This window comes from Sapientia aquatica (assembly GCF_004358105.1).
GTDB classification, from domain to species: Bacteria; Pseudomonadota; Gammaproteobacteria; order Burkholderiales; family Burkholderiaceae_D; genus Solimicrobium; species Solimicrobium aquaticum.
In genome coordinates, this window is sequence record NZ_SMYL01000009.1 from 132537 (window position 1) to 156003 (window position 23467).

Here is a 23467-nt window from a genome sequence, read left to right on the forward strand (position 1 = left end):
TGAATTACTAACTGAGAGTTTAAGTCGTGTTCGTGGCATTGTTATGCCTGTCATTGAGCACGAAACATTTAATATAAATTGGGGTAGGATTAGGCACGAAGCATTTACGGTTGCACAAACTGAAGGTGTTGGTGCTGCTATTGTTCGCTTAAGAGGACTTGCTGAAGCAATTACCGAAGTGACTGGACAAAGTTACACAATCAATTTGCATCACGATCCATACGATCTAAAAGTTACTGTTTCGTGGACTGAGTGGGGTGAAGTGCAGCAAACGACCCCATCTGTTCTTATGCCAATAAAAGGTGGGGCTGTTTGTATTATGGATTGATTACTCGTGAACTATTCTGATTTGCGGGAAATCAATTACTGAGTGCTTCAAATATGCTTCGATGGTCCAGTGGTGTGACTCAACTAAATTTACAAGTTTCTGAACTTCGTGTTGTTCTAAGTCCGTAATCGTATAAAAATCACGCATTATTGGGCTAAAGGGTGGAACCATTTGAAACCAATTCAAAACAATTTCGTCCACTAAATCAATTGGGCTTCTTCGTAGTGCGTTAAATGTATCGTCTTCATTGCTCATCTTCATCTTCCTCTATGCTCATTCTTGCGTGAGCTTCATCTAAAATTTCGTTCATTTCTTTAATTATTCCAAGCATCTTAAATTCAAGTGCTGCTTTTTGTTCAGGGTGATTCTTTGCTTCTTTTTGATATTCTTCTAAAGTCCATCCGTGAATGCGGAACAATTCGTGTGTTCGTGGATCATCAGTAATATCGCGGTTTTGCATTTTCCAAACATTAAGATAGATATAAATATAGGCCTTAATTATTTCTTCCATTTCCAAGAACGGTTTTCTCATTATTTTTGTCCTGTTACGCTGCTATTAGTTCTCGATTATGGTTCGCTAAATTCGCCATAATTTGTGCAATCTAAGCGGTTACTTTTAATTCTATTGGTGCTGCTTATACTTCGTTTCTGTCAATGCATAAAGCTGTATTAGCGGTATTGAACAGGCGTAAGTTCTTACTTAATATTTACCTGTTTTATCACTGCACCTTGCACAGTTTTGCTTTGAGCATCGCTTGCATACTTTTGCACTCTGCACTCGGCTCTGAGCGCTGGCGTGATGCTGCTTTTACTGCCTTCCACATTCCGAACTTCAGTTTTGAAAGTTCTGTCCCTTGCAATTTTTCAATTATGTAATCTGCTTCTGTGTAGTTCATTTTGTTTTATCCTTTTCGTATTTGCTGTTGTGGTTGCCTTTATCAATCTGTGTTTGGCGATACTGTTTTAGTTTCTCAATATTGTTCGCTCGCAGTTTCTGATGATAGGCAGCGTGGTATTCCTTGTACTCTTCCGTCTTTCTTTTATCGACCATGCATTCGACACATTGATTACTTCCGGTGTGTCTTAATGTGTGTCCTGTTCCATCGTCGTGCCCATATTTGCAAGCCCTTCCTAAATAGTGTTTTGTCATAACAATTCCTTCCTTTTCATAATAATATTTATCACTATTGGGTCTAATTGAATGGATATAGGCCAAAAAGAGCGATAAATATAGGATGCGTAAAAATAGACCAGCTACCGACGAAATTAACTCATTGTGTGCAGCATTTGGGTGGACAGAAAAACAGGCTCACGAGAAGCGTTACCGATGTAAAAAACAAGGAATCGATATTTGGCAAGTTTATGAATTGGGTACTGGTAAAAAGAGAACATCACGCAGAGTTAAAGAGATAGATAAGCTGTGTGAACTGTATGGGTGGACAAGAGATAATGCCGCACATCGTCGTGATGCCTGCATAGCACGTGGACTCGATCCTTTGGAATACTGTGAAAAGAAAATGCAAGAACAGACTGAAGCAGAACAGCCTAACGAAGACGGCACAGGAGTGTTTTGTCTCGATAACGGACAGTGGAGATTTGCTACTCAAAAAGATGTCACTAAATACCTAAAGAGATAAATACGATTGTAGTTAAACGATGAAGCCCTAATACAAATAGGTTGTATTGGGGCATTTTTTTGGGTGAAGTGATAAATATTGTTATGGAAAACACTGACTATATTTACGCATTAACTTATATCGAAGATGGCGCACGAATAATTTTTTATATTGGACGCACAATCGATCCACATAGGCGATTAGGTGAACACAGGCTTGGATCGCGTCACTACAAAGACGGGGATGAATGGAAATATCAATATGCATCCACGCTCGACAGCCTAAACATACCTTGGGAAATGGAGATTTTAATGGAGTGTGGCCCAGGAACTGAATTCTACGAAGACTATTTCATCAATTTACACAGGAATGAGCCTTTGCAAAATATGAAGAAAGGCGACGATGAACCTTGGATGGGTCGTGATTACAGTGGGCCAAGCGACTTCATTAAATATAGAAAAGCGGTTGTAGCACGTCAAAAAGCGTCTGTGCCGAGAGTTAAGGTAGAGCGTAGGGTAGATTTAACCCAACCTTGCACAACACGCTTTGTAGACGATGTAAAGAAGGAGATTGAATCACCGGCTTTACAGGCAATTCGAGAACGACGTGCTGCCGCAAAAAAGAAGAGTATTTGACGAGTATTTTCCCTGAAAGAGATAAATAAGTATGTAAGCGCAATGCTTGCACGACTTAGCGTAGCAAAATCTCACAAAGTCGATTGCCCCTTTAATGGGGCTTTTGGCTGAGTAAAGCAGTGAGATGTTTTATTACCGTCCCAAGCAAGTTGGGTGGCCCTACGCTAAGTACAAGTCGAAATAATTCCACTGGGCTAAAAAAAATAAAAAAAGCACTATCTGCTGATGCTAAGTAATCAGCAAAGGAAATTATCATGACAAAATCAGACGACCTCTATAACTCAGCAATGTACACAGCAAAAGAAGATGTGGTACAGGCAATCAAAGATGCATTTGAAATTCAAGAAGCATATCCAGAATGGTTTATTGGATACAAAGAAGGAACAACAAAAGATTTCAGCGACATAGCAGTATTAGCTAAAATGATCTTAGAAAGACAGCAGCACTTATTAACAGTAATGGGAGATGAATAATATGTCTCTACAAGAAAAACAAGTATTCGATTTCATTAAAAAAGGTGGGCCAATGCCACCATTAGCAGTTGAAGCAGAAACTACAACTGGAATCGTATTCAGCAATAACAATACCAAAATACTTGAAGTCAGAAACCAATTACAACAAGGTATTCAGTTAAGCATATTTGATACTTTTAAGTTTTTAGATTTAACCACTATTACTGCATACCAAAAGAAAGAATTAGCAGAAGCATTTGGCCTTGACGTTAAAAATGTTTCAGCTTCAATTGCTTCACATCTCCGCAATCAAAAAGTAATGGCTGAATTAGATACTGTTCCTGAAAATGAGTATGAATTCGTCGATACTTTAATGAAAAAGTGGGACACAAAAATGTCTTACCAAGCGATTTTCGATATCACTGCGCCTTACGTGTATGCAGGCAATGAATATTCAATGGCAGATTTCGCTGAATTACCTAAAGAAGTTCAAGAAAGCATTAAATTGGCAGATACAAAAACATTCACTTTCGACACAATGTGGAAGCGATTGATTAAACAGAGTGCTACTTTGAAATTAGGATATAACGAACGTGCCTTAATGCGTGCCTTAGAAGACTGGCGTGATCGTGAACGCGGAATGATTAAGCAAATGATTGGTGACAGCATTCGCTTCAATCCAAACAACGTCGAAGCAGGTAAAGCAGAATGGGACAAATACATTAATTTATTAACTGAAAAAGAAGTTGAAGAATCAAAAGAAGTATTGCGCCACTTCGTATGGCAGATTAAAAGAAAGTTCTTCGGCAAACCAGTTACAGATCATATGATGCCTGTTTTGACTGGTAAACAAGGCATTGGTAAAAGCACGGTTATTAAAAATCTTAATAAAGTTTTGTCAGAGTTTGTAGCTCCTACTAACTTCAAAGCGATTGTAGATGACCGTTATCACGATATTTGGAACAATTATATTTTGGTGTTTGATGAAATGGGTTATGGCAGCAGCACCGAAATTGATTTAGTTAAAAACAAAATTACATCGGATCATTTCACGTCACGTATTTTAGGTATTAACGGTGGTACACAGATTATTAACAATGCGACTTTCATTGGTAGTTCTAACAAGGATTTGTCGCGTTTGATTTTTGATGAAACTGGTATGCGTCGTTTCTTTCAAATTGAATGTGCTGACAAATTAGATTGGGATGCATTGGGCGAAATTAATATTGAATTGTTATGGACAAGTATCGACGAAACTTCTGATTCAGATTTAACTAAAAATGAAGCAGTAATTTCCAGTATTAAAAAATCGCAGGACAGTAAAAGAAGTATGTCTTTGATTGAAATGTTTTTACGCGAAAGACAGTATGTAAATCGCGGTGGTATAGAAAAAATTAAAGGGCTTCAATTCTATGCTGAGTTTCAAGAATATGAAAAAGCACATCAACCATTGAATACTATGACTAACAGAAAATTCGCATTAGACGTGATGGACATTTCAAAACACGTTGAAGGATTAGAAATTCAAAAACTCGATAAAAATACAGGTGTTCAGTATCAGATAAGAATGGTTGAAAAGGGCGAGTAAATTTCTGAACGAAAAACCATAAAAATAATCTTTTTTCGATTAAGCAGCTTTAGGGCTGCTTTTTTATGGTTGATAGATTTTGAAATGGCCTAAAAGGGTGGTGCTTAGGGTGGTGCTTAGGGTGGTGCTTAGATTTTTAGTGAATGGTGTTTTAGATGCCTACAAGGGCGAAAAGTGGTGCTTGTGGTGCTTGTGGTGCTTATTCTCCCGGTCCCGACAAAAATCAAATTCTTTATTTCTATCTTTTACTCAAATATAAGCACCACAAGCACCACAAGCACCACTTCTTAAAAAAACTGCCCCTTACGCTGTCTACAACCGTGTTTTTAGAGTGGTGCTTAGGGTGGTGCTTACCAACTCTTCAATTAATTAAGCACCACTTTTCATGGCTTCGCCTTCAAGCAGAAATAAGCAAAAAAATTTAAAAGGCAAGGCAGATAAATAAAAGTGAACTGATACCGCCATTGAAGTTCCTCCTGTAATTGGAAATCCTACTGCTTAAAACACAGTGGGATTTTTTATGAGTGAGAATTTCATTGATAAATATTGCTATGGACGATGACGATAAAAAAATACTCAAGAAGATTAAAGCGAAGAAAAAAGAATCTTTCAAACCTAATCCGTGGTTAGAAATCAAGAAGAAAATAATTTTAGACGCTTATATTCGCAATGATGGAAATTCAGCAGCAACTGCACGAGAACTTGGTATTAGCAGGGTTCAAATGTGGCGATACAAAAAAGAGTATGGATTGAATTGATTTACATCGCGCAAAGGTCCAAATACCTATCGAAACAGTGACAGTTTAGGGAGCGGTTTAAGTAGGTAAATGATAGGTAGTTTAGCCCGCCTCTACCAAAAAAATTGTCAACCTAAAACCTCCAAAATTTCACTCAAAAACCACACTTTTCACCATAAAACAACGGTTTTCAGAAATATATTTTCCAAGGTCGGTCTTCTATAAGACCGATGACCGAGTCTCACTCTCAGGTCTTATAGAAGACCTATACTCACTCTTATAGAAGACCTATAGGCCGCACCTATGCTCTACCTTGTCAACCGATTTATTTTATTTTTCTTTCACATTTCAAAAGAATTTCACTGTGTCACCACGGTATTTTCAGAGTGACAAATCTTAGGCAAACCGGCTTTTCACTGTTGCCACAGTGTCAACCATTTCAAGGCTAATAAACCTCCCATTATTCAATAGGTTACACAGCCTTTCAATGGTGCAGTGACTGTTCTAAACAGTGGAGTATATGGAGTAGTTTACCGTATGGTAGGCCGCACCATAGAAGGAGACTGTCAACCTCTATGTGGTCGTGGTAGATACAACGGTTTCGGTTGACATTATTTTAGACAGGCCGGTGTGATATGAGTGGGGTACCCACTTTTGAAATGTGGATGTCCCGGTCTGGCCGCTTTTCTATTATGGACAAAAATAAGACCTGAAAATGATAAAAAAGATAATGTCAACCACTGTTTTACCTGACCCCGGAACCGACCACGGCATCCAATATCAACCTAAAAAGACCGAGACTAACTGCTGATAAATATTGCTTTTACAATGGAATAAGCAATGAGTATTAAAACTATATACACGAATGGATGCAGTTGGACTGAAGGGTGTGGTGCAGAAACTGCTCCTGAAAATAAAAACATTCAAGATATAAACATAAATGATTTTGCTTGGCCTAAATACTTAGGCGAACTTATGAACTGCAATGTTATAAATGAAGCGACCGGTGGTGGAAGTAATGCCCGCATTTTGCGACAGACAATAGATTATGTTACTGCACTCGAACCAGAACAAAGAGCAGAAACGCTTATTGCTATTGGATGGACATTACCGGACCGAGACGAAATTTATATTAAGGGAAAATATTATAGGTTCAATAGCGCTCAACCATGTTCAACATTCAATGATATAAAACAAAACTTAACACCCAAAAAAGTTCGTCAAATTGATGATTACTATTGGCATTACTTTATGGATGTATATGATCCTGAAGCGAAGTTAGACATATATTTCCGTCAAATTTATCTACTTAAAAATCTATTAGAAAACCTTTCAATTCCATTCATATTCTTCTTAGGGATGCCGTGGAAGTGGGAAACTCCAACAACCCTAAACGCAGAAGAAGAAAAGCGACATGGAAAAATAGTGGCTCAAATTGCGAGTGGAACTAATGGAATTGATATCTCTGCTTCAATGAGCTACTACATGCACGAACATAAATTACCAATGTCACCATGTTTTCACCCTTGGCCAAAGTCACATAAAATTTGGGCCGACCATATATTTCAACAGCTTGTTGATAGAAAAATTGTTGATCCAAAAATTTAGCTGACCACTGCTAAGACCTCGGACTAAATATATGCATGAACTATTCCAACCAATATACCAAGTTAATATCCAAAGCCCTACTAAGACAAATGCTTGGGCAATGTGACCCTAATACATACTATGAAGTTCACCACATAGTCCCGCGTAGTCACAAAGGTAGTAACCACCCAGACAACTTAGTAAAACTTACCGTCCGCGAACATATGTTGGCGCACATCCTATTATTCAAAATGGGTGACGCTCAACAAATATTCAGCGTGGAATGTTTTCTAAAGGATGCGATTAACATAAACAAGCCGCATAGATTTGGGCAAGTCCGTTATAAGAAATGGCACAGAAAGGCCATTGGTCTACAACGTGCTGAAAATAATCGTAAGGCTGCTATTGCAACTCAAAAAAGAATCTTCAGGCACGGTATGAAAAAGATAGATGATGACTACGTGGACAGCTACCTAAGCGCAATTTTAGACGAATAAATATTAGTGAATGAAATAATCCTCCTCTGGACAGTGACCCGCTAAATCTATGCTCACACTACATGAGACTCAAGCCCGACATAGAGGTGCTAATAAGCGATGAAACATTCACTCAACTATGTCGCCCGGCAGTGATGCTCCGTCAACTACAAGACCAGTTTCATCTATTATGTGCGCCCAAGTGCTACCTCCACAACAGCGTTCACCAAACCTTCCAAATATTTCACCAGCAGTGAGAAAACTTGCAGGACTATCGCTATCACAGGTGACGGTCAGTGTAATTATGTTGCCCTTCTCGACAGAAACTATTACCCCATCCCCAATGTCACCCCAAACTTCAAAGAATACATCTTCAGCGATTACAAACTGTTCAGCAGCCTTTTGTTCAGTTAATCCTTTTACTTCCAAATTGTAACGAGCGTACAAAGTTGTCATTAGATTACTCCTATTATCAAAGTGACATTAAAATTAAGCTCTTACCAACTACGTAGGAGTACAGTATGTCATTATTTTCCCTTGGGCAAGTTGTTTCAACTCCCGGCGCTTTGTCTGTTTGTAAAAATTACAACATAAACCCTTTGCAGTTAATAGCTAGGCATGCAAATGGTGATTGGGGCGATTTAGGGCAAGAAGATATTCAAGCTAATACAGACGCTATTGCATATGGTGGTAGGATTTTTAGTAGTTATAAAGTGGGAGATGAGAAATTGTATTTAATTACTGAACATGATTTTAGCTCCACTACGCTGTTAAGAGCCGATGAGTATTAACAAAGCACACGCCCAATAAAAAAGCCCCTTGCGGGGCTTTTTTTACGACTACAACTTCCATTCAACAGTCGGATGCAACTCTTCCAACGTCCAACAATTTTCTTCCGCAAAATTCCGCATTAGAACTAATAGCTGTTCCGGTGTTGAACTGCAATCGTGGATGTTAGTAAAATCATCAAGCATGTCAGACATTTGCTGTCGTGGTACTCGCCGCAGCTTATTGAAAGTTTCAAGTTCACTGTGGCTCATGCTGCACCATTTCGCTTTCAACTTCGTCTTCAGTTGCAACCAGTTCAGGGTAATAAACAACTAACCACTCTGCATGTGTTTCATACCCTTCGTGAAAAGCGTCAAATTCCCACACTGGTGCAATATGAGTACTAGCTATTAGTTCTTCAGCAGTATATTCAAACACTGTTTTAGGAACATTTTCGCTGCTGAACGAATACAAATACTGCTCGTCTCCAGCACTATCGACGACAAAGTGACTAAATTTAAAATCGCATTCAGCGGGTTCCACTAATTTTGCGTTTTCTACCATCCACTCCTTACGCTGTGCAGGTGTTAGCCCGTTCCAATGATCGTTGCTAACTAAGTCGATGTATGCAATATACGTGTCCCAGTCATGAGCATTATTTGAACCGTAAGTGTGCGTTTCAAATATACGAAACGTCAGTTCAAGTCCGGGCAATACTTCTTCAGGTGCGAAAACATACTGCTCGTCATCGACTTTACTATCAGCTTCTGTGATTAAGTCAGCAACTATGTCAATACACCCTATGTTTTCAAGTGTTCCAACATAATGATTAAACATCTGCTCGTCATCTAAGTTGAGCCAGTCAGTAACAACGTGCCTGTAATTTTCACAGCCACTATTGCCACGTAACATAATTGTTTTAACTAACCAATTATTGCAGCTAAAAAAAGTCATTATTTCGTCACGAATATAGTCGGCACGTTGATTGCATTCTAATTCACACCATGCATCACTACCGATCCACTTAACATAACCAACATCTTTTCCTGCTTTGCCCCATTCGCCATCATATTCAACTTCAACTGCAAAATATAACTGCTCGGGTACTTCTCCCTCAGTTTCTGCTTCATCTTCATACGACTCATACCCTAAGCCGTTCAACGTATCTACAAAATGTTCACGCATTGTTGCCGCGTCAGCATATACAAGATCAGTTGCAACAATGTCGTCTGCATCTTCGCTGACTAATACTAAGCTCTTAAATCTATAGCCGTTACCAGCTAGCCATTTATTCATTTCGCTTAATACATATTCAGCCCGGCCAACTTTACCCATGCTGTCCCAAGCTTCATCACCTGGCCATAGTGCATAACCAAAATCTTCCTCGTTTATGCAACCATAGTGCAGCGTTACTCGTACACCAAAATATAACTGTTCAACTACTTGTTTTTTTATAGCTGTTGCCATTGTGTTTCTCCAAACCCTGCTCGACAGTTACACAACCTTGTAGCACCCGATGTGACATACAGAGTTATGTAACCTGAGCAGTTTTACTGCTTAATTTACTACGCGGGTTCCTGCAACAGGTAAGCCCGTTTTTGAATTTACGACTGGCGCATTACTAACAACTTTTTGCTTAGTTGTTGAAAACAAATATTCAAGAGTCTCATCAATATGTTCAGAAACAAATCCATAAGATAATTTCATTTCTTCATCAGTCCATTCTTTTGCAAACCCTGCATCTTCTAATGTTATGAGCTTTGCAGTAATACATTGCATTAAAGGGGCTGTAATACCATAGCCGTACATAATTGCTTTTTCTGCCCAGTCATCTGGCAAATCAGCTAAACGCGGATTAAGTTCCGGGTATTCCAAACATAAAGCATTAAGCAAATAACCACAACGACCTTGTATGGATTCTTCATCCCAGTCGAGGAATGTAATGTTGCTTGTTGCCGGAATGTTTGTTGCATAAAAATTGCCGTTAAATTTAACGCCAACATTCAGCCTAAGTTTACTAATTTGTTTTTTTGTTGCTTTTGCCATTTTGTGTTCTCCATAACGGCCCCTTGTTATTACACAGAAAGTGCAGCAGCTCATACGTCTGTCTGCCCCTTCGTTTTTGTGTAGACAAGGATAAAACTTTACTGTTTACAACAATGCACATGCAGCGGCTTTACGCTTGCAAGGCACTTGTAATTTAATTGTTAAAGAACGGTTGAAACAGACTGCACGATGTGTGCAGCTAAGTAAGACCATATCACATTGTTCTGAGAAAGTCAAATTTGTCCAGCACTTTTACAAATTATTTCAATATTGCTTTTTGAATCACTTTATTATCAGTTTATCTACGCTCTAAATTGCACGAAAAATGCATAAAAAAAGAGCCCCGAAAGGCTCTTTAATAGTAAGACATACCCTTAAATCTTAAATTATTATCTGCGAAGAATCTTAGCCATTACTGTATCGATACTTCCTTCAACACAAAGTCTTGCAGCACCTTCGAGATGAATTAGTGTAAGTGAATCGTCTTCTACAGACGGTTCAGGAAGTACGTACTGGATTTTATCTACATTTACTACTACTGCTACGCCGTATTGGTTTGTAAGTTCTACAAAGTTCGCCATAATTTTTCCTTATTCAGTTGCGATTAATAAATCATTCCAAAGTACACCATCCCGTATAGCTGCTAAAAACACTTTAGGCGCACCGCCCTTGCCTAAATACTTCCACACTTCGCCCGAAGGCAGTTTATAAGTTGATCCGCTTACTGGCTTAACATCGGCGTTATCTAAAATAGCCTTTCGTTCAGGCCGTGCCTTACTATCGCTTTTTGTTTCGCTTTTAACTTTCCGCACTAATCGAATTTTTAATTCCGGTGGAACATACACTAATAATTCGTCAATAATTTCTTTCATAGTAAAGTCAGCAGCACTTACCTGTTCAGCAATATTAGCAGCTAATTTTTTAACTTCCTTAACTCGCTTTGCTTTAATAGCTTCTTCAATTGCTGTTGTTAAGGCCTGTGCTTCTAAACTTTTCTTATATAGGTCATCTAAACTTAGTGATTCAAATTTCTTAAGCCGTTCAATCATAGCCATATTTTCTTCGTGTGTTTGTTCCTTATGCACAGGTGGTTTCATATCTAAGTCCTCTGTATTAGTTTCAACTATGTTTTTTGCCTTTGCCATCATATACCCCTTTTCTTAGTATGCAACATTGCATAATCCAAATAGTGTAGTCAGACCTGCAAACGAACAACCGAACACCTATTAGAAGGGTTCCGCTGTAAATCAGTTAAATGGATGGGAAAGTGTTGCTACAAGCCAACAATATAGATGTGCAAAATCGTGACAGCACGTTTTACGACATTTATTTTAAGGGGGATTTTTCAGCCCACCACGCTAAGAGCCAATGTCTATGCGGGTTTGCGGGGAATGTTGAATTAAAACAATTGACAAAAAGTAAACAAACAAGTATATCTTATAGAAGACTGTACATTCGGCTCGCGAACAGAAAATCATCAACAAAACGGCCTCATTGCCGCCTTAGTATAGGCAGCAACGAGGCCGTTTTAAAGAACAATCGCGGATTAGGAGTGGGTCAGCCCAGGACGTGGATTATGCCAACCACACCGCCATTGATAATAACAATAGCAATAACATCCACAGCAGCAGCGCACGCCAGACCAAACCAACGGCACTTTGCAATGAACGAATCGTCGCTGGCTCACCTGGCATGACCTCTGGCTCAATGTCGACAGAATCGACAATGGAAGCATCCATGGGCAATTCAACGGCGTTTTCTTCAGGGCTGCCGAGCTTTACGCCTAAGGCACCGCCGCCAGCGGCCAAGATGATGCCTTCGGATTCGTTTTTCCAACGATGGGCAAAGTTACGCCACGCATAAATCGCGTCTTCAAAGTTACCCACCACCGCAAACGCAATTGCGGTGAGCCGCGCTGGGATCCAATCGATCAGATAAAAAATACGCGCTGCATATTGGCCAAAAGCTTCATTTTTCATGTGATCGGGTTCATTCCAAGCACGCGATAAATGTTCAGCTACGCGGTACATCACAGCACAAGCAGGCCCAACCGGCATCAAGAACCAGAAAAACACACCAAACACGCTGCGATGCGTGGTGATGAGGGATTTCTCCACTGCCAAACGAGCAATCTCGGAAACATCCAAACCAGTCGTGTCAGTGCGCGTCCATTCGGCCAATAAACTACGTGCCGTGGCCTCGTCACCGGAATGCAGAGCTAATTGGATCGAGGTGAAATAGTGGCTGTAATGACGAAATCCCAACGTCAAATAAACGATGGTGATATTCCACAGCAAAGCTGCGAAGAAATTAATTTGTAAGCAAATCCAGTAGATAACGGCTGTTGGGATAGTCAGGATGGCAATCGTTACCCACCAACCTAAGCGTCCATTTTGCGGCTCACCAGCATTACACCAAGCTTCTATGCGCATCGCCAACGCTTTAATCGCCATATAAATTGGATTGTCCGCGCGCAATGGCTTTAGTTGCTCGATCAATAAGGCGCAAAGTATGGAAAAGAAAGTCATCGGCTGTGGGAGTTGGTCAGTGCAGTGAACGCTTCGGAACGAATATGTCGAAGCAGCAATAAATAAGACGCCAAGATAACGTAGACAGGCATTTGATGCAACTAGGACAGACAATACCGAACGAATATTTGCGCACTGTGACTGCTTTGAGCTAAATCAGTTTGGTACTCAAGCGCGCAGAAAATGAAATAAATTACGCAACATTCCCGCGGTTGCCCCCCAAATAAAATAATCATTATAAGGAATGCTATAAAAACTCCGGCGCGCACCCTGCTTAGGGAAAATCGCGCTACGGAGCTGATGATTGCTGCCATCCATCAAAAACGCCAAAGGCACTTCAAATATTTCGGCCACTTCGTTGATCTCTGACTGCAAGCTCGGACTTGACACCAAGGCCGCGACTACCGGTGTTACCCGATAGCCAGTTCCGGTGTAGTAATCCGGCAAAGTTCCTAAGACATCCACAGTCGCACTGTCCAGTCCGATTTCCTCACGGGCCTCACGTAACGCGGCCTGAATGACATCGAGATCGCTCTTCTCCGTGCGTCCGCCGGGAAAACTGATTTGCCCAGCATGGTGTTTTAAATGCGCGGTACGCCGAGTAAAGAGCACATGCAATCCCGCTTCCCGCTGCACCAATGTAATCAACACGGCAGCATCCACGAAACCGGGCGCATCCAGCATCAAACTCGATTCATCGGTGATTTCGGGTCGCCATTGCGGTGGATGCGCAAAGCGGCTTCGTATCCAGTCGATTTCCAGGCGTTCGGTTTCGACATTACCGTCGTCAGAAATTGAATCGATGGGAACAGCTATTGGATCAAAAATGGCGGTCGTCACTGCGTGTCCTCGTTGATGCTTGTTAATGCTTGTTAATGCTTGTTGTTTGGTATGTTTAGTCGAGTATAAGAAAAAAGGGCACCAATCGGCGCCCTCTTTTCTTACCAGTACATTAGCGTGTAATTTGTGAAAATTACTCAGCAGATTTTGCTTCTGCTTGAACTTTACGTGCTGGCAATTTTTCTTTAATACGTGCAGATTTGCCTGAACGTTCACGCAAGTAGTACAACTTAGCGCGACGCACATCACCGCGACGTTTAACTTCGATCGAAGCGATCAGTGGTGAGTACAATTGGAATGTACGCTCAACACCTTCACCGGACGAAATTTTACGCACGATAAAATTCGAATTCAAACCGCGATTGCGACGTGAAATAACTACGCCTTCGTAAGCCTGAGCACGTTTGCGCGTACCTTCAACTACGTTGACGTTCACAACCACTGTATCGCCAGGTGCGAAATCAGGGATGTTTTTACCCAAACGGGCAATTTCTTCTTGCTCAAGTTGTTGGATCAGATCCATTTTTAACTCCTATAACCATCATGCTGGTGCATTTTGATACGCTAATAAATTATGCGCATCGCCCAGTAGAGGATGGGATTAAACATGTAAGCCTTGGCCTACTCTCAATTACCACCTACTTTTACAACCAACTTAACGGGCAACGCTGTTAAGTTTTACCGCTTAAAAATTTTTCGTCCGTTTTCGACAGCAATCCCGCTGCTCTCGCCTGCTGGATTAAATCAGGTCGCTTCATCAAGGTTGCTTGCAAGGACTGCTCGCGCCGCCATTTTTCTATCTCGGCATGATTTCCACCTAGCAACACCGCAGGTACCGACACGTCGTCATGCGTTTCTGGGCGCGTGTAGTGTGGACAATCAAGCAAACCATCAACAAAACTATCTTGTACTGCCGACTCTTGGTCGTGCAACACTCCCGGCAACTGGCGAATCATGGAATCCATTAAGGCCATTGCTGGCAATTCACCACCGGATAAAACAAAATCGCCCATGCTGATTTCTTCATCAACACAAGCATCAATTAAACGTTGATCAACCGCTTCATAGCGGCCACACAACAGAACCAAACCAGAATAATCGCCCAACTGCATGACGCGCTGGTGGGTCAACGGCTGTCCCTGCGGCGATAAATAAATCACTCTAGGCGCAGGCAAACCTAACTCGGTCTGACGCGCTTTGGCCGCGCTAATCGCTTCTTGCAACGGCTTGGCCATCATTACCATGCCTGGGCCGCCGCCATAAGGTCTATCGTCAACAGTACGATGCTTGTCGCTCGTAAAATCACGTGGATTCCACAACGTTAAAGCGCATTTCTGCTGCTCAAATGCACGTCGTGTCACACCGGATTGAGTCAAGGCTGAAAACATCTCAGGAAAAAGCGTAATCACATCAAATTGCATCTTGCGCGCTTTCTACTGTTGCTGGAACTAGCTGGTCAGCGATTACCGACACTGCTGTTAGTAATCCAAACCCCAATCCACTGTTATTTTTTTGCTTTGCTGGTCGACGTTAGGCACAAACTGTTCGACAAAGGGAATTAAATATTCACGCGCTTTGTCGCCGTCGGATTCTTGTGGTGCCTGATTTACTGACACAACGCGCAAAATTGGATGCGCCCCGTTATCGATTAAATCTTCCACAACACCTAAGCTTTCGCCTTGCAAATTTTCTACTGTCAAACCGATCAAGTCGAGCCAATAGAATTCACCATCATCCAACGCTGGAAAGTGGCTGCGTCTAATTTGTACGACAGAACCTTTGAGTGCCTCAGCAGCGTCGCGACCTACGACCCCGACAAATCGTGCAACGATGTCTTCGCCGTGGCGCTTTGCTTCAAGCTTCTCGATATCATTGACATCGATCAATGCATCGCTACGCGAACGAACATTGCCTTCTGGCTTACCTAACCACCATGTTTTAGCATGGAGTAAGGCACTAGCATCAGCCGAATAAGGATGAACTCTCACCCATCCTTGCACACCGTAGGCGCCAGTAATATGCCCAACAGAAACCAAGTCTGTCGGCAATTGACTATTTATATTCGCCATTGGCTGATTAAGTCCCCGCCAAATTGCAGCAATTCTGCAACTCGGTTGCGACTTCGTTCAATTACGCTGCTGGAGTTTGTTTAGCTGCTAAAGCAACCAAACGAGCAACTGCTGGCGACAACTGCGCGCCGTGATCTGTCCAATGAGTCAAACGATCTTGAGCGATACGTACTGTTTCTGCTGAACCAGAAGCTACTGGGTTGTAGAAACCGATACGCTCGATGAAACGACCATCGCGACGATTACGTGAATCAGTTGCAACGATATTGTAAAAAGGGCGCTTTTTTGCACCACCGCGAGCTAAACGAATAACGACCATAATAATTCCAAAAAAAGAGTACAAAAAGTACGAGGGCGGAAAAACCAAAGATTATAACGCACAATAAACGTAACAGCAAGAAACCTTCAATCCTGAAACGATAAAGAGACAAACTTCACCAGTATATACCGTGCAAATAGCTATGTTAGGTCACCTAATAAATTAATCGGCTGCTACAAAACAGGCTGCACGCCAAGCCAATTCAAAAGCCAGCAACAACAAAATTCGCTAAATTTAGGTAAAAGTCGCCAATTTAAGCCAAAAACAAACAATTTGATTGCAGAGCAGGACTAAGCAGCAAAACAGTTGCTCAGAAATAGGATGTTTTCATGATATTTCGATATCACTGACTTAAGCGATATCGACCTTATCAGAAAACATATAGCCGACAGAATGAGCCACTTTGATCGGTTGCGAGGCGAAATACCTTTTTGCGATTTTCTTGCGTAATCTGCTAATTACGGCCTCCAAGCGCCGCTCATCGTAGATCATGGGATCTTGGTTTAAGGCCTTCGAGATGATTTCTCGCCTTGAAACCGGCTGCCCGCTATGCGCCGCCAAAATGTGTACTAGCTTCGCTTCCAAATGAGTCAATTCAATCAAAACGCCAGAAGGTGCAAACAATTTCCAATCGTTTGCGGAAAAACGCCATAGCAACGCTGTAGGCTGATCGGAATTTAGTGAAATACGCCGATATAAACTTTCAATTTGAGCGTGAATTTGTTGCGGGCTAACGGGCTTGCGCATATAGGCGTCGGCGCCGCTTTTGAGTCCTTTTATCCGCGCAGAAATTCGATCGTCCGAACCGAGCAGAATAATACCTAGTGCTTTGGTTCGATGCATTCCACGCAATTGCTGCGTGAGCACCAAACTATCGTCGCCCGACAAATCTGCATCGAGCAAGACAATGTCAAACGAATGAGCAACCAATTCGCGGTATAAATCGACCCCGCTGCGGCAACAAACTAGGTCGTAACCTAGGCTTTTCAAAATCAGCGAATTCAGATTGCGAAAAACGGCGTCCACTTCAACTAACAGAATCCGGATAGCGCTTACATCCATTGCGTCACTATTTTGATTCAACATATCACCAGACACCGACTGCCCGACAAAACTTATTCGCCACTATTCGCCCATACTAATAGCCTCCAGGCTGCTTTAAGCTAATCAGATCAACTTGTACTGTTTGCGTTTCATCAGTTAGCCATAATTGCCCATCTTGAATAGTGCACTGCAGTTGCATCGAGCGCTGCGCCATTTTTTCGAGCGCTTGCGAAGTAGCGACTGGCAAATTCCAAACGGTTAAATTCTTGGCGCGCTCTAAACGGTTTCCCATCCCTTGCCACCAGATCGGACTATTACTGGCGTAGCTGTACACCAAAACTTGCTCAGATCTGCCGCACGCTTTGAGCAAGCGACGTTCATCCGGTTGACCGACCTCAATCCATTGCTGAATTGCGCCGGTGTAATCCTTTAACCAAAGATCAGGTTCTTCAATATCGGATAAGCCACGCGCAAAAACTAGATTTTCGCTCGCGTTAAGGGCAAAGGCTAGCAAGCGCACCATCATGCGCTCATCGGTTTCAGACGGGTGCCGAGCCAAGGTCAACGAATGCGCCGCATAATAATTTCTGTCCATGTCGGACAGTTGCAGTTCGGCTTTATAAACGGTTGATTTCAATGCCATTATTTAAACACCACCGTTTTGCTGCCATCCAAAATCAAACGATGCTGAACAAACCATTGCACTGCACGAGCCAACACCACGCATTCCACATCGCGCCCAATGGCAGTGAATTGCTCTGGCGACATGGAATGATCTACCCGAGAGACATCCTGCTCAATAATCGGGCCTTCATCCAAATCACTGGTCACAAAATGCGCGGTTGCGCCGATCAATTTAACGCCGCGCTGGTGCGCTTGCAGATAGGGTTTTGCGCCTTTAAAGCTCGGCAAAAAAGAATGATGAATATTGATCGCGCGCCCGGATAAAAATTGGCAGAGATCGTTAGAGAGAATTTGCATGTAGCGCGCCAAAACGACCAACTCAATTTTTTGCTGGACAATAATGTCTTTCACTTTTTGCTCCTGAGCCAGTTTTTCGGCTTGGCTTGCACCGGCAGCCAAAGGAAGGTGGTGGAATGGGATATTGTAACTGGCCGCCAATTGATAAAAATCGGTGTGATTCGACACAATCGCCTTGATATCTACCGGCAACAAACCGCTTTTATAACGGAACAGCAAGTCATTCAAGCAATGCCCAATCTTGGACACCATAATAATCACCGCAGGTTTGTGGTGCGCATCGTGCAATTCCCAAGTCATCTCCCAGCGCTGCGCCAATTCAGCGAAGCCCCGTTTAAGTTGCTCATAGCTAGGCTCAACTTCGCCATCCGAGTTATCGCTCACGAAGTGCACGCGCATGAAAAATAAATTCAAATCAATATCGCCGTATTGAGCGGAATCGATAATATTGCAGTGATTTGATGCAAGGAAGCCGGATACGCTATGCACAATGCCGCGCTGATCTGGGCAAGATAAAGTCAGGATATATTCGGATTTCATTGGATTAATAGTCAGTGGGATCAACAAAGTTGGCTATTGTCGCATGAGTGAGAGAATAATGAATCCCGCGATTTTCCAAAATCCACCAGAAACACGGACGCCTGAAGGCAGCGCTGACGCCATGACCGGCAATTGCCAACCGCCAAAAGCAATATCTGCTGTCTTTGATGCGCAAAAATGGCACAAAAGCCAGTAATCGTTGACAACAACTTGATTTCCACCAAGAAAAATAGTCTATCCCGCAACGTAGGCGGAGTTGGGCCACGTTTCACTTGACTACTTTATCAACACTTACTTAAACTCTCGCATTAACATTTGATTGCCAAAAAGGGTTATTACTATGCCGCCGTTTCGCCTACAGCCCCTTTTATTCACAATTCTGATGTCCTTTGCAGCACTAAGTCATGCCGATCCGGTGACCATTTCCGGGGCCTCCGGCGATAATAAAAACGATATTAAGTCCAATATCACCACGCCAGAAGTTATTCCATTTAATAGCAACAGCAATCTGGTCGCGCTGAAATCAACTGCATTTCTCAGCAACCAAGAAGTCGATTTATGGAATCGCATTCGTCAAGGTTACGGAATTCCCGATTTAAATAATTCTTTAGTCTCAAGCCAATTAAATTGGTATAGCACGCGCACCAGTTATATCCTGCGCACCACAGAGCGCGCATCTCGCTACCTTTATCATGTGGTTGAAGAACTGGAAAAACGTGGCATGCCGACTGAGCTAGCCTTGCTACCGTTCATCGAGTCGGCTTTCAATCCGCAGGCAATTTCAAGCGCCAAAGCCTCAGGAATGTGGCAGTTCATTCCATCGACGGGCAAGGATTTCAACCTAAAACAAAATATGTTTCAGGATGAACGACGCGGCGTTTTGGATTCGACCGATGCTGCCTTAAATTACCTACAAAAACTGTACGACATGTTTGGCGACTGGCAACTAGCCTTAGCTGCGTATAACTGGGGAGAAGGTTCCGTACAGCGCGCCATCAAAAAACAGCAAGCGGCGGGATTGCCGATCGACTATGACAGCATGTCGTATTTAATGCCAAAAGAAACACAGAATTATGTTCCCAAGCTACAGGCGGTAAAGAACATTATCAGCAACCCAGAATTGTTCCACATCGAATTACCGCAAGTCTACAATCAGCCGTATTTCGCTAGTATCGATAAAACGCGCGACATCGATGTGCGCGTGGCAGCGCAATTGGCCGAGTTAACGGTGGCCGAATTTAAAGAACTCAATCCGCAGTTCAACCGCCCAGTCATTACTGGCACATCAGACACAAAAATTCTGCTTCCCCTCGATAACGTAGAAATTTTCAAGAACAATTTGAGTAAATGGGAAGGCCCATTATCGAGTTGGACTGCCTACGCGGTGAACAAGAATGAACGCATAGAAAGCATCGCTCGCCGCTTGGGAGTTCAAGCCAACGTCATCAAAGACGTCAACCAAGTTCCGAGTAATATGTTGGTAAAAGCGGGTTCGACCCTACTCATCCCGAAAAGCGATCAAAGTGCTGACCATGATATTTCCCAAATGGTGGTAAATAACGCTAGTTTGGTCATTGCGCGCGATAACACTAGAAAGATCAACGTTGCCGCTGGCAAGAAAGATTCTCTTGCGTCCATTGCGAAGCGCTACAAAGTTTCTACCGCTCAATTAAAAGAGTGGAATAACTTAAAGTCCGACTCCATCAAAGCAGGCCAAAAACTTCAAATTGAGGTCGCCGCCGCGCCCGTCAAACGAAGCCCTGTCCAAACAGCGGGGGTATCTTCAAAACGAGTTAGTAAGAAGCAAGTTGCACAACCCAAGATGAACAAGAAGATCACTGTGGCCCAAGCGAAAACGCACAAGCCTGGCTAATTTATTGAGCTAAGACATAAAAAAAGCAGCCGAGGCTGCTTTTTTTACGTCTGCATTTCAGAACACCAGATTATTTACTCAAGAGTGGATGATTAATTTCCATCACCCAATAACGCGCTAAATCGCCAATGCCATCAGCACCTTGGACGGTTTGCAATTGTTTGATCGCTTGATCTTTTTGACCGGCCCAGAAATAAACCAGACCCAAATGCAATTTAGCCTCTTCCAAGCGAGCCAAGCCGCCCTTGGTAATACCTTGTTCGATGAGGCTAATGCCCTTGTCATACTGACCTGAGGTAGCGTAGGCCATACCTAGATTAACCAAGCCAGTGCCGTCTTTACTCTTGGCTGCGCCGGCTTCACCTTGAGGCATGGTTTTCAAATCATCTGCCGCACGGCGCGTCGCTGCCGCCAATAAATCGGCATGCTTCTTAGCATCGGCACCCTTACCAAGTATTCCGGCAGCAAAACCTTGATCCAACGCTTTTTTAGCTTCTGCTGGCAAACCAGCACGAGTGGCTGTTTCCGACATATCAACGATTTCAGCTGCAACCGTCAATAAGCCCAATTCTTGCTTCAAGCGGTATAAGTCTAAATAGAGGCGATCAGAAAAACCTGGCTTAGTTTGGGTTTGATTAATCAAATACGTCCAATTTTTAGCGGTCGGGTAATAGCTGTTCAACTGCTCGACTGCCTTTAAGGTTCCCTCTTTATCATTCATTTGAGAAATACAGCTGTAGACCAACTTCAAACTCTGTTCGGATGGGACTTTTCCAGCAGCGATCTCAGCTTGCACTTGCGCTGAAATGCCTTTGTAGGCCAAAGCGTACTCTTTGTTTAAGTAATAAGCCTGGGTTAACAACGGATAGGAACGGGAATCAGTGCCACCTTCAGTGTGATAGCGAGTCAACCAGGAGATTGATGACGGATAATTACCAGACTGGAAATAAAGTTGGCCAATAATTTGCATCAAATTGAGTTGGTCAGCCAGTTTCAAATATTTAGTTTCAACCACGGCCACAAACGCTTTGGCAGCGTTGTCCTTGTCGCCCTTCGCCAACAAATAATCACCGCGCGTGCGTTCAACAGCGAAAATTTCATACGGCGTTTTATTAGCGATGCTATCGGTCTCGGCCAACTTAGCCAAAGCGCTCGGATAATCTTTTGCCGCCGCAAAATCCTGCGCGGCTTTTACAGCTTTCGCGATTTCAGGATTTAATGTTGGCGGAGCTACGTCAGCCGCTTTAGTATTGCCTGTGGAAGAACCTGACTGGGCTAAGGCGGCGCCGGAATAAAACGTGCATGCTGAGAGCAACGCCAGCGTCAAAGCCGCTATCTTGCTTCGATTATTAACAAATTTTGCCATGATTAACTCTTTCTAAAATTTGATACGAAAATCGGTAGGAATTCCTACCGATTTTGATTTTGCCTGCCGCATATCGCAGCGGCGTGGCTGTTTAATTAAACCGCACAACTAAACATTATTTCAGAGGGCGATTCGCCTGGATGATCCAGTAGCGCGCTAAATCAGCAGTACCATCTGCACCTTGAACAGTTTTCAAGATTTTAATTGCATCGGCTTTTTTACCAGACCACAAATAAGCAATACCGAGGTGCAATTTAGCGTCTTCTGGGCGAGACAGACCACCTTTAGCGATACCCTGCTCCATCAGTGGAATTCCTTTCGGGTATTGACCTGCGACTACGTAAGCAAAACCTAAATTAACCAATCCAGTACCTTCGGCGGCGCCTTTTGCGTCAGCTTCGGTCTTAGGTTGTGCTTTCAGATCAGCGGCAGCATTTTTAGCGGCCAAATCTTTCAAACGTTGATGACGGGAAGCCTCTGGACCTACGCCGAACACACCAACTTTGTAACCTTGGTCAATGATCTTTTGCGCTTCTGCTGGCAAACCATCTTGCAACGACAATTGCGACATTTCCATGTAGTCGTTAACTGTCGTGATTAAACCCAACTCGTGCTTCAAACGGTACAAATCTAACAATAAACGCTCAGAGTAGCCCGGACGAGTTGGCAGACGATTCAACAGATCCTTCCAGTAATCCTTTTTAGGATAGTAGGTCGTCAGCTTTTCCATTGCGGCGACGTAGCCCGTTTTGTCATTTTTCGTGCAATTGGCCAACATCTGCAAATCACCCTCTGCTGGAGTATGTCCGGCTTTTTCTTCAGCGCGAACATTTGCAGTGATTTCTTTAGAAACTTTGGCGCAATCGCCGTTTTGGAAGGAAATCTGCGTCATCATTGCGCGGATTTTTGGATCGTCACCACCTTCGGATAAATAACGTCCATACCAAGTTTGTGCCTTGGCTAAATTGTTCATGCTGTAATAAGTTCCGCCGAGCGCTTCATACATTGTCAATTTCTGTGCCGCACTCAAACGACCAGAACTAACGACGGCTTCATAAGATTTAACAGCAGTATCTTTATCGCCAGCGGCCAAAGCGTAGGAACCGCGGGTACTTTCAATTACATAACTCTCGTAAGCTGTTTTGGCGGGAACGTTGTCCGCATCGTGCAATTTGGCTAAAGCTTCTTTGAATTTTTTGGCTTTGTATAAATCAGCGGCGTCTTTTAAAGCTGCACCGATTGCTGGTTTGACCGCTTCAGCGGCTTGGGCAAATGCTGGTGTCGGCGCTAAGGTTGATACTGCAGATAAACCTAAGGCAGCAATGAGAACTCCAAAACGGACATATCGAAAATTGGCCATTACTTTTACTCTTTATAGTAAGTTTACATATGAAAAAATCGGCAGGAGAACCCTGCCGATTTTTGTATTTTAGCTGCACAGCGAGTCATAGCGATTGTATAAGCCACAGAAATAAAACTCAACCATTGCTTCTACATTTTTGCAAGTCGTCAAATCCAATAAAGATTAGTCAACAAACTGCTCATTCCCCACCATACCGATTTTAGTCACACCCAAACGCTGTGCTGCGGCCATCACGCTAGCTACCGTTTTATAGGCAACCAACTTGTTCGGACGCAAATGCATTTCTGGTTGATCTGGAATCGCGGCAACCG

At 42.7% G+C, this 23467-nt stretch carries 32 protein-coding genes; 11 read left to right on the plus strand and 21 right to left on the minus strand.

The genetic code is table 11. The features are described 5' to 3' along the window. The coding region (locus E2I14_RS15300; protein WP_165967859.1) for a hypothetical protein at window positions 1–328 on the plus strand (328 nt) is incomplete at its 5' end. Here the strand turns inward: E2I14_RS15300 and E2I14_RS15305 are convergent. The 4 genes from E2I14_RS15305 to E2I14_RS15315 form a co-directional block, all read right to left on the minus strand. Then, window positions 329–583 carry a hypothetical protein gene (locus E2I14_RS15305; RefSeq protein WP_133330092.1) on the minus strand — a complete coding sequence of 85 codons (255 nt, stop codon included), beginning with the start codon at window positions 581–583 and terminating at the stop codon, window positions 329–331. Next, complete coding sequence (locus E2I14_RS15310) at window positions 573–860, minus strand: hypothetical protein (protein ID WP_133330094.1); 288 nt, start codon at window positions 858–860, stop codon at window positions 573–575. Before E2I14_RS15310 ends, E2I14_RS15305 begins: the two co-directional genes overlap by 11 nt. A gap of 187 nt (window positions 861–1047) precedes the next feature. Further along, window positions 1048–1224, minus strand: a complete 177-nt coding sequence (locus E2I14_RS19350) for a hypothetical protein (RefSeq protein ID WP_165967860.1) — start codon at window positions 1222–1224, stop codon at window positions 1048–1050. Continuing rightward, window positions 1221–1478 (minus strand): hypothetical protein, encoded by a 258-nt coding sequence (locus E2I14_RS15315; protein WP_133330096.1) that lies wholly within the window; start codon window positions 1476–1478, stop codon window positions 1221–1223. The genes E2I14_RS19350 and E2I14_RS15315 overlap by 4 nt, the downstream gene beginning before the upstream one ends. 85 nt (window positions 1479–1563) lie before the next feature. Between E2I14_RS15315 and E2I14_RS15320 the strand changes: the two genes are divergently transcribed. The 7 genes from E2I14_RS15320 (at window position 1564) to E2I14_RS15350 (ending at window position 7440) form a co-directional block, all read left to right on the plus strand. Continuing rightward, window positions 1564–1965 (plus strand): hypothetical protein, encoded by a 402-nt coding sequence (locus E2I14_RS15320; RefSeq protein ID WP_133330098.1) that lies wholly within the window; start codon window positions 1564–1566, stop codon window positions 1963–1965. Between the two features lie 83 nt (window positions 1966–2048). Beyond that, window positions 2049–2579: a GIY-YIG nuclease family protein gene (locus E2I14_RS15325; protein WP_133330100.1), complete on the plus strand. Its 531-nt coding sequence runs from the start codon at window positions 2049–2051 to the stop codon at window positions 2577–2579. Between the two features lie 254 nt (window positions 2580–2833). Then, window positions 2834–3052, plus strand: a complete 219-nt coding sequence (locus tag E2I14_RS15330; RefSeq protein WP_133330102.1) for a hypothetical protein — start codon at window positions 2834–2836, stop codon at window positions 3050–3052. Window position 3053: 1 nt separating this feature from the next. Then, window positions 3054–4619 (plus strand): VapE domain-containing protein, encoded by a 1566-nt coding sequence (locus E2I14_RS15335; protein WP_165967861.1) that lies wholly within the window; start codon window positions 3054–3056, stop codon window positions 4617–4619. 551 nt (window positions 4620–5170) lie between these two features. Continuing rightward, on the plus strand, window positions 5171–5377 hold the full coding sequence (locus E2I14_RS15340; protein WP_133330106.1) for a helix-turn-helix domain-containing protein: 207 nt from the start codon (window positions 5171–5173) through the stop codon (window positions 5375–5377). 819 nt (window positions 5378–6196) lie between these two features. Beyond that, a complete protein-coding gene (locus E2I14_RS15345; RefSeq protein ID WP_133330108.1) occupies window positions 6197–6964 on the plus strand; it encodes a DUF6071 family protein in 768 nt (255 codons plus the stop codon). 35 nt (window positions 6965–6999) lie between these two features. After that, window positions 7000–7440 carry an HNH endonuclease signature motif containing protein gene (locus E2I14_RS15350; protein WP_133330109.1) on the plus strand — a complete coding sequence of 147 codons (441 nt, stop codon included), beginning with the start codon at window positions 7000–7002 and terminating at the stop codon, window positions 7438–7440. 108 nt (window positions 7441–7548) lie between these two features. Here E2I14_RS15350 and E2I14_RS15355 read toward each other — a convergent pair whose 3' ends face one another. Beyond that, the gene (locus E2I14_RS15355; protein WP_133330111.1) at window positions 7549–7875 is read right to left on the minus strand and encodes a hypothetical protein; all 327 of its coding nucleotides are present in this window, start codon (window positions 7873–7875) and stop codon (window positions 7549–7551) included. 65 nt (window positions 7876–7940) lie between these two features. Here E2I14_RS15355 and E2I14_RS15360 point away from each other — a divergent pair, with 65 nt between their 5' ends. Next, on the plus strand, window positions 7941–8210 hold the full coding sequence (locus E2I14_RS15360) for a hypothetical protein (protein ID WP_133330113.1): 270 nt from the start codon (window positions 7941–7943) through the stop codon (window positions 8208–8210). Between the two features lie 235 nt (window positions 8211–8445). Here the strand turns inward: E2I14_RS15360 and E2I14_RS15365 are convergent, their stop codons facing one another. The 13 genes from E2I14_RS15365 to purU form a co-directional block, all read right to left on the minus strand. Beyond that, window positions 8446–9654: a hypothetical protein gene (locus tag E2I14_RS15365; protein WP_133330115.1), complete on the minus strand. Its 1209-nt coding sequence runs from the start codon at window positions 9652–9654 to the stop codon at window positions 8446–8448. A 90-nt stretch (window positions 9655–9744) separates the two neighbouring features. Next, a complete protein-coding gene (locus tag E2I14_RS15370) occupies window positions 9745–10233 on the minus strand; it encodes a hypothetical protein (RefSeq protein WP_133330117.1) in 489 nt (162 codons plus the stop codon). Window positions 10234–10622: 389 nt separating this feature from the next. Then, the gene (locus E2I14_RS15375) at window positions 10623–10814 is read right to left on the minus strand and encodes a hypothetical protein (protein ID WP_133330119.1); all 192 of its coding nucleotides are present in this window, start codon (window positions 10812–10814) and stop codon (window positions 10623–10625) included. A gap of 9 nt (window positions 10815–10823) precedes the next feature. Continuing rightward, window positions 10824–11381, minus strand: a complete 558-nt coding sequence (locus tag E2I14_RS15380; RefSeq protein WP_133330121.1) for an H-NS family nucleoid-associated regulatory protein — start codon at window positions 11379–11381, stop codon at window positions 10824–10826. A 426-nt stretch (window positions 11382–11807) separates the two neighbouring features. Next, a complete protein-coding gene (locus E2I14_RS15385) occupies window positions 11808–12761 on the minus strand; it encodes a CobD/CbiB family protein (protein ID WP_133330122.1) in 954 nt (317 codons plus the stop codon). 168 nt (window positions 12762–12929) lie between these two features. Then, window positions 12930–13601, minus strand: coding sequence for a CoA pyrophosphatase (locus tag E2I14_RS15390; protein ID WP_227544759.1), 672 nt, complete (start codon window positions 13599–13601; stop codon window positions 12930–12932). Window positions 13602–13734: 133 nt separating this feature from the next. Further along, a complete protein-coding gene (rplS, locus tag E2I14_RS15395; RefSeq protein WP_133330126.1) occupies window positions 13735–14124 on the minus strand; it encodes a 50S ribosomal protein L19 in 390 nt (129 codons plus the stop codon). A gap of 148 nt (window positions 14125–14272) precedes the next feature. Then, a complete protein-coding gene (gene trmD / locus E2I14_RS15400) occupies window positions 14273–15022 on the minus strand; it encodes a tRNA (guanosine(37)-N1)-methyltransferase TrmD (RefSeq protein ID WP_133330128.1) in 750 nt (249 codons plus the stop codon). A 57-nt stretch (window positions 15023–15079) separates the two neighbouring features. Then, the gene (gene rimM / locus E2I14_RS15405) at window positions 15080–15670 is read right to left on the minus strand and encodes a ribosome maturation factor RimM (protein ID WP_133330130.1); all 591 of its coding nucleotides are present in this window, start codon (window positions 15668–15670) and stop codon (window positions 15080–15082) included. A gap of 61 nt (window positions 15671–15731) precedes the next feature. Continuing rightward, window positions 15732–15989 carry a 30S ribosomal protein S16 gene (gene rpsP, locus E2I14_RS15410; protein WP_133330131.1) on the minus strand — a complete coding sequence of 86 codons (258 nt, stop codon included), beginning with the start codon at window positions 15987–15989 and terminating at the stop codon, window positions 15732–15734. A gap of 351 nt (window positions 15990–16340) precedes the next feature. Beyond that, window positions 16341–17075: a response regulator transcription factor gene (locus tag E2I14_RS15415; protein WP_133330133.1), complete on the minus strand. Its 735-nt coding sequence runs from the start codon at window positions 17073–17075 to the stop codon at window positions 16341–16343. Window positions 17076–17127: 52 nt separating this feature from the next. Next, window positions 17128–17676 (minus strand): YaeQ family protein, encoded by a 549-nt coding sequence (locus tag E2I14_RS15420; RefSeq protein WP_133330135.1) that lies wholly within the window; start codon window positions 17674–17676, stop codon window positions 17128–17130. Continuing rightward, a complete protein-coding gene (gene purU, locus E2I14_RS15425) occupies window positions 17676–18554 on the minus strand; it encodes a formyltetrahydrofolate deformylase (RefSeq protein WP_133330137.1) in 879 nt (292 codons plus the stop codon). Before purU ends, E2I14_RS15420 begins: the two co-directional genes overlap by 1 nt. A gap of 58 nt (window positions 18555–18612) precedes the next feature. On the opposite strand from purU, the gene E2I14_RS19355 reads away from it, so the two are divergent. Both E2I14_RS19355 and E2I14_RS15430 read left to right on the plus strand, forming a co-directional pair. Then, on the plus strand, window positions 18613–18750 hold the full coding sequence (locus tag E2I14_RS19355) for a hypothetical protein (RefSeq protein WP_165967862.1): 138 nt from the start codon (window positions 18613–18615) through the stop codon (window positions 18748–18750). Window positions 18751–18936: 186 nt separating this feature from the next. Next, a complete protein-coding gene (locus tag E2I14_RS15430) occupies window positions 18937–20427 on the plus strand; it encodes a transglycosylase SLT domain-containing protein (protein WP_133330139.1) in 1491 nt (496 codons plus the stop codon). 70 nt (window positions 20428–20497) lie between these two features. On the opposite strand, the gene E2I14_RS15435 is transcribed toward E2I14_RS15430, so the two are convergent. The 3 genes from E2I14_RS15435 to E2I14_RS19750 all read right to left on the minus strand — a co-directional run. Next, window positions 20498–21793 (minus strand): tetratricopeptide repeat protein, encoded by a 1296-nt coding sequence (locus tag E2I14_RS15435; protein ID WP_133330142.1) that lies wholly within the window; start codon window positions 21791–21793, stop codon window positions 20498–20500. 115 nt (window positions 21794–21908) lie between these two features. Continuing rightward, entirely contained in the window at window positions 21909–23153 is a 1245-nt protein-coding gene (locus tag E2I14_RS15440; protein ID WP_133330143.1) for a hypothetical protein, read from the minus strand. Window positions 23154–23318: 165 nt separating this feature from the next. Further along, window positions 23319–23467, minus strand: a 149-nt coding sequence (locus E2I14_RS19750) for an ExbD/TolR family protein (protein ID WP_406675715.1), incomplete at its 5' end; no start/stop codon positions are given.

Excerpts from the sequence above, each read along its gene's own strand:
- E2I14_RS15305 (WP_133330092.1), bottom strand. The coding sequence starts at position 583 with ATGAGCAATGAAGACGATACATTTAACGCACTACGAAGAAGCCCAATT.
- E2I14_RS15310 (WP_133330094.1), bottom strand. The coding sequence starts at position 860 with ATGAGAAAACCGTTCTTGGAAATGGAAGAAATAATTAAGGCCTATATT.
- E2I14_RS19350 (WP_165967860.1), bottom strand. The coding sequence starts at position 1,224 with ATGAACTACACAGAAGCAGATTACATAATTGAAAAATTGCAAGGGACA.
- E2I14_RS15315 (WP_133330096.1), bottom strand. The coding sequence starts at position 1,478 with ATGACAAAACACTATTTAGGAAGGGCTTGCAAATATGGGCACGACGAT.
- E2I14_RS15320 (WP_133330098.1), top strand. The coding sequence starts at position 1,564 with ATGCGTAAAAATAGACCAGCTACCGACGAAATTAACTCATTGTGTGCA.
- E2I14_RS15325 (WP_133330100.1), top strand. The coding sequence starts at position 2,049 with ATGGAAAACACTGACTATATTTACGCATTAACTTATATCGAAGATGGC.
- E2I14_RS15330 (WP_133330102.1), top strand. The coding sequence starts at position 2,834 with ATGACAAAATCAGACGACCTCTATAACTCAGCAATGTACACAGCAAAA.
- E2I14_RS15335 (WP_165967861.1), top strand. The coding sequence starts at position 3,054 with ATGTCTCTACAAGAAAAACAAGTATTCGATTTCATTAAAAAAGGTGGG.
- E2I14_RS15340 (WP_133330106.1), top strand. The coding sequence starts at position 5,171 with ATGGACGATGACGATAAAAAAATACTCAAGAAGATTAAAGCGAAGAAA.
- E2I14_RS15345 (WP_133330108.1), top strand. The coding sequence starts at position 6,197 with ATGAGTATTAAAACTATATACACGAATGGATGCAGTTGGACTGAAGGG.
- E2I14_RS15350 (WP_133330109.1), top strand. The coding sequence starts at position 7,000 with ATGAACTATTCCAACCAATATACCAAGTTAATATCCAAAGCCCTACTA.
- E2I14_RS15355 (WP_133330111.1), bottom strand. The coding sequence starts at position 7,875 with ATGACAACTTTGTACGCTCGTTACAATTTGGAAGTAAAAGGATTAACT.
- E2I14_RS15360 (WP_133330113.1), top strand. The coding sequence starts at position 7,941 with ATGTCATTATTTTCCCTTGGGCAAGTTGTTTCAACTCCCGGCGCTTTG.
- E2I14_RS15365 (WP_133330115.1), bottom strand. The coding sequence starts at position 9,654 with ATGGCAACAGCTATAAAAAAACAAGTAGTTGAACAGTTATATTTTGGT.
- E2I14_RS15370 (WP_133330117.1), bottom strand. The coding sequence starts at position 10,233 with ATGGCAAAAGCAACAAAAAAACAAATTAGTAAACTTAGGCTGAATGTT.
- E2I14_RS15375 (WP_133330119.1), bottom strand. The coding sequence starts at position 10,814 with ATGGCGAACTTTGTAGAACTTACAAACCAATACGGCGTAGCAGTAGTA.
- E2I14_RS15380 (WP_133330121.1), bottom strand. The coding sequence starts at position 11,381 with ATGATGGCAAAGGCAAAAAACATAGTTGAAACTAATACAGAGGACTTA.
- E2I14_RS15385 (WP_133330122.1), bottom strand. The coding sequence starts at position 12,761 with ATGACTTTCTTTTCCATACTTTGCGCCTTATTGATCGAGCAACTAAAG.
- rplS (WP_133330126.1), bottom strand. The coding sequence starts at position 14,124 with ATGGATCTGATCCAACAACTTGAGCAAGAAGAAATTGCCCGTTTGGGT.
- trmD (WP_133330128.1), bottom strand. The coding sequence starts at position 15,022 with ATGCAATTTGATGTGATTACGCTTTTTCCTGAGATGTTTTCAGCCTTG.
- rimM (WP_133330130.1), bottom strand. The coding sequence starts at position 15,670 with ATGGCGAATATAAATAGTCAATTGCCGACAGACTTGGTTTCTGTTGGG.
- rpsP (WP_133330131.1), bottom strand. The coding sequence starts at position 15,989 with ATGGTCGTTATTCGTTTAGCTCGCGGTGGTGCAAAAAAGCGCCCTTTT.
- E2I14_RS15415 (WP_133330133.1), bottom strand. The coding sequence starts at position 17,075 with ATGTTGAATCAAAATAGTGACGCAATGGATGTAAGCGCTATCCGGATT.
- E2I14_RS15420 (WP_133330135.1), bottom strand. The coding sequence starts at position 17,676 with ATGGCATTGAAATCAACCGTTTATAAAGCCGAACTGCAACTGTCCGAC.
- purU (WP_133330137.1), bottom strand. The coding sequence starts at position 18,554 with ATGAAATCCGAATATATCCTGACTTTATCTTGCCCAGATCAGCGCGGC.
- E2I14_RS19355 (WP_165967862.1), top strand. The coding sequence starts at position 18,613 with ATGAATCCCGCGATTTTCCAAAATCCACCAGAAACACGGACGCCTGAA.
- E2I14_RS15430 (WP_133330139.1), top strand. The coding sequence starts at position 18,937 with ATGTCCTTTGCAGCACTAAGTCATGCCGATCCGGTGACCATTTCCGGG.
- E2I14_RS15435 (WP_133330142.1), bottom strand. The coding sequence starts at position 21,793 with ATGGCAAAATTTGTTAATAATCGAAGCAAGATAGCGGCTTTGACGCTG.
- E2I14_RS15440 (WP_133330143.1), bottom strand. The coding sequence starts at position 23,153 with ATGGCCAATTTTCGATATGTCCGTTTTGGAGTTCTCATTGCTGCCTTA.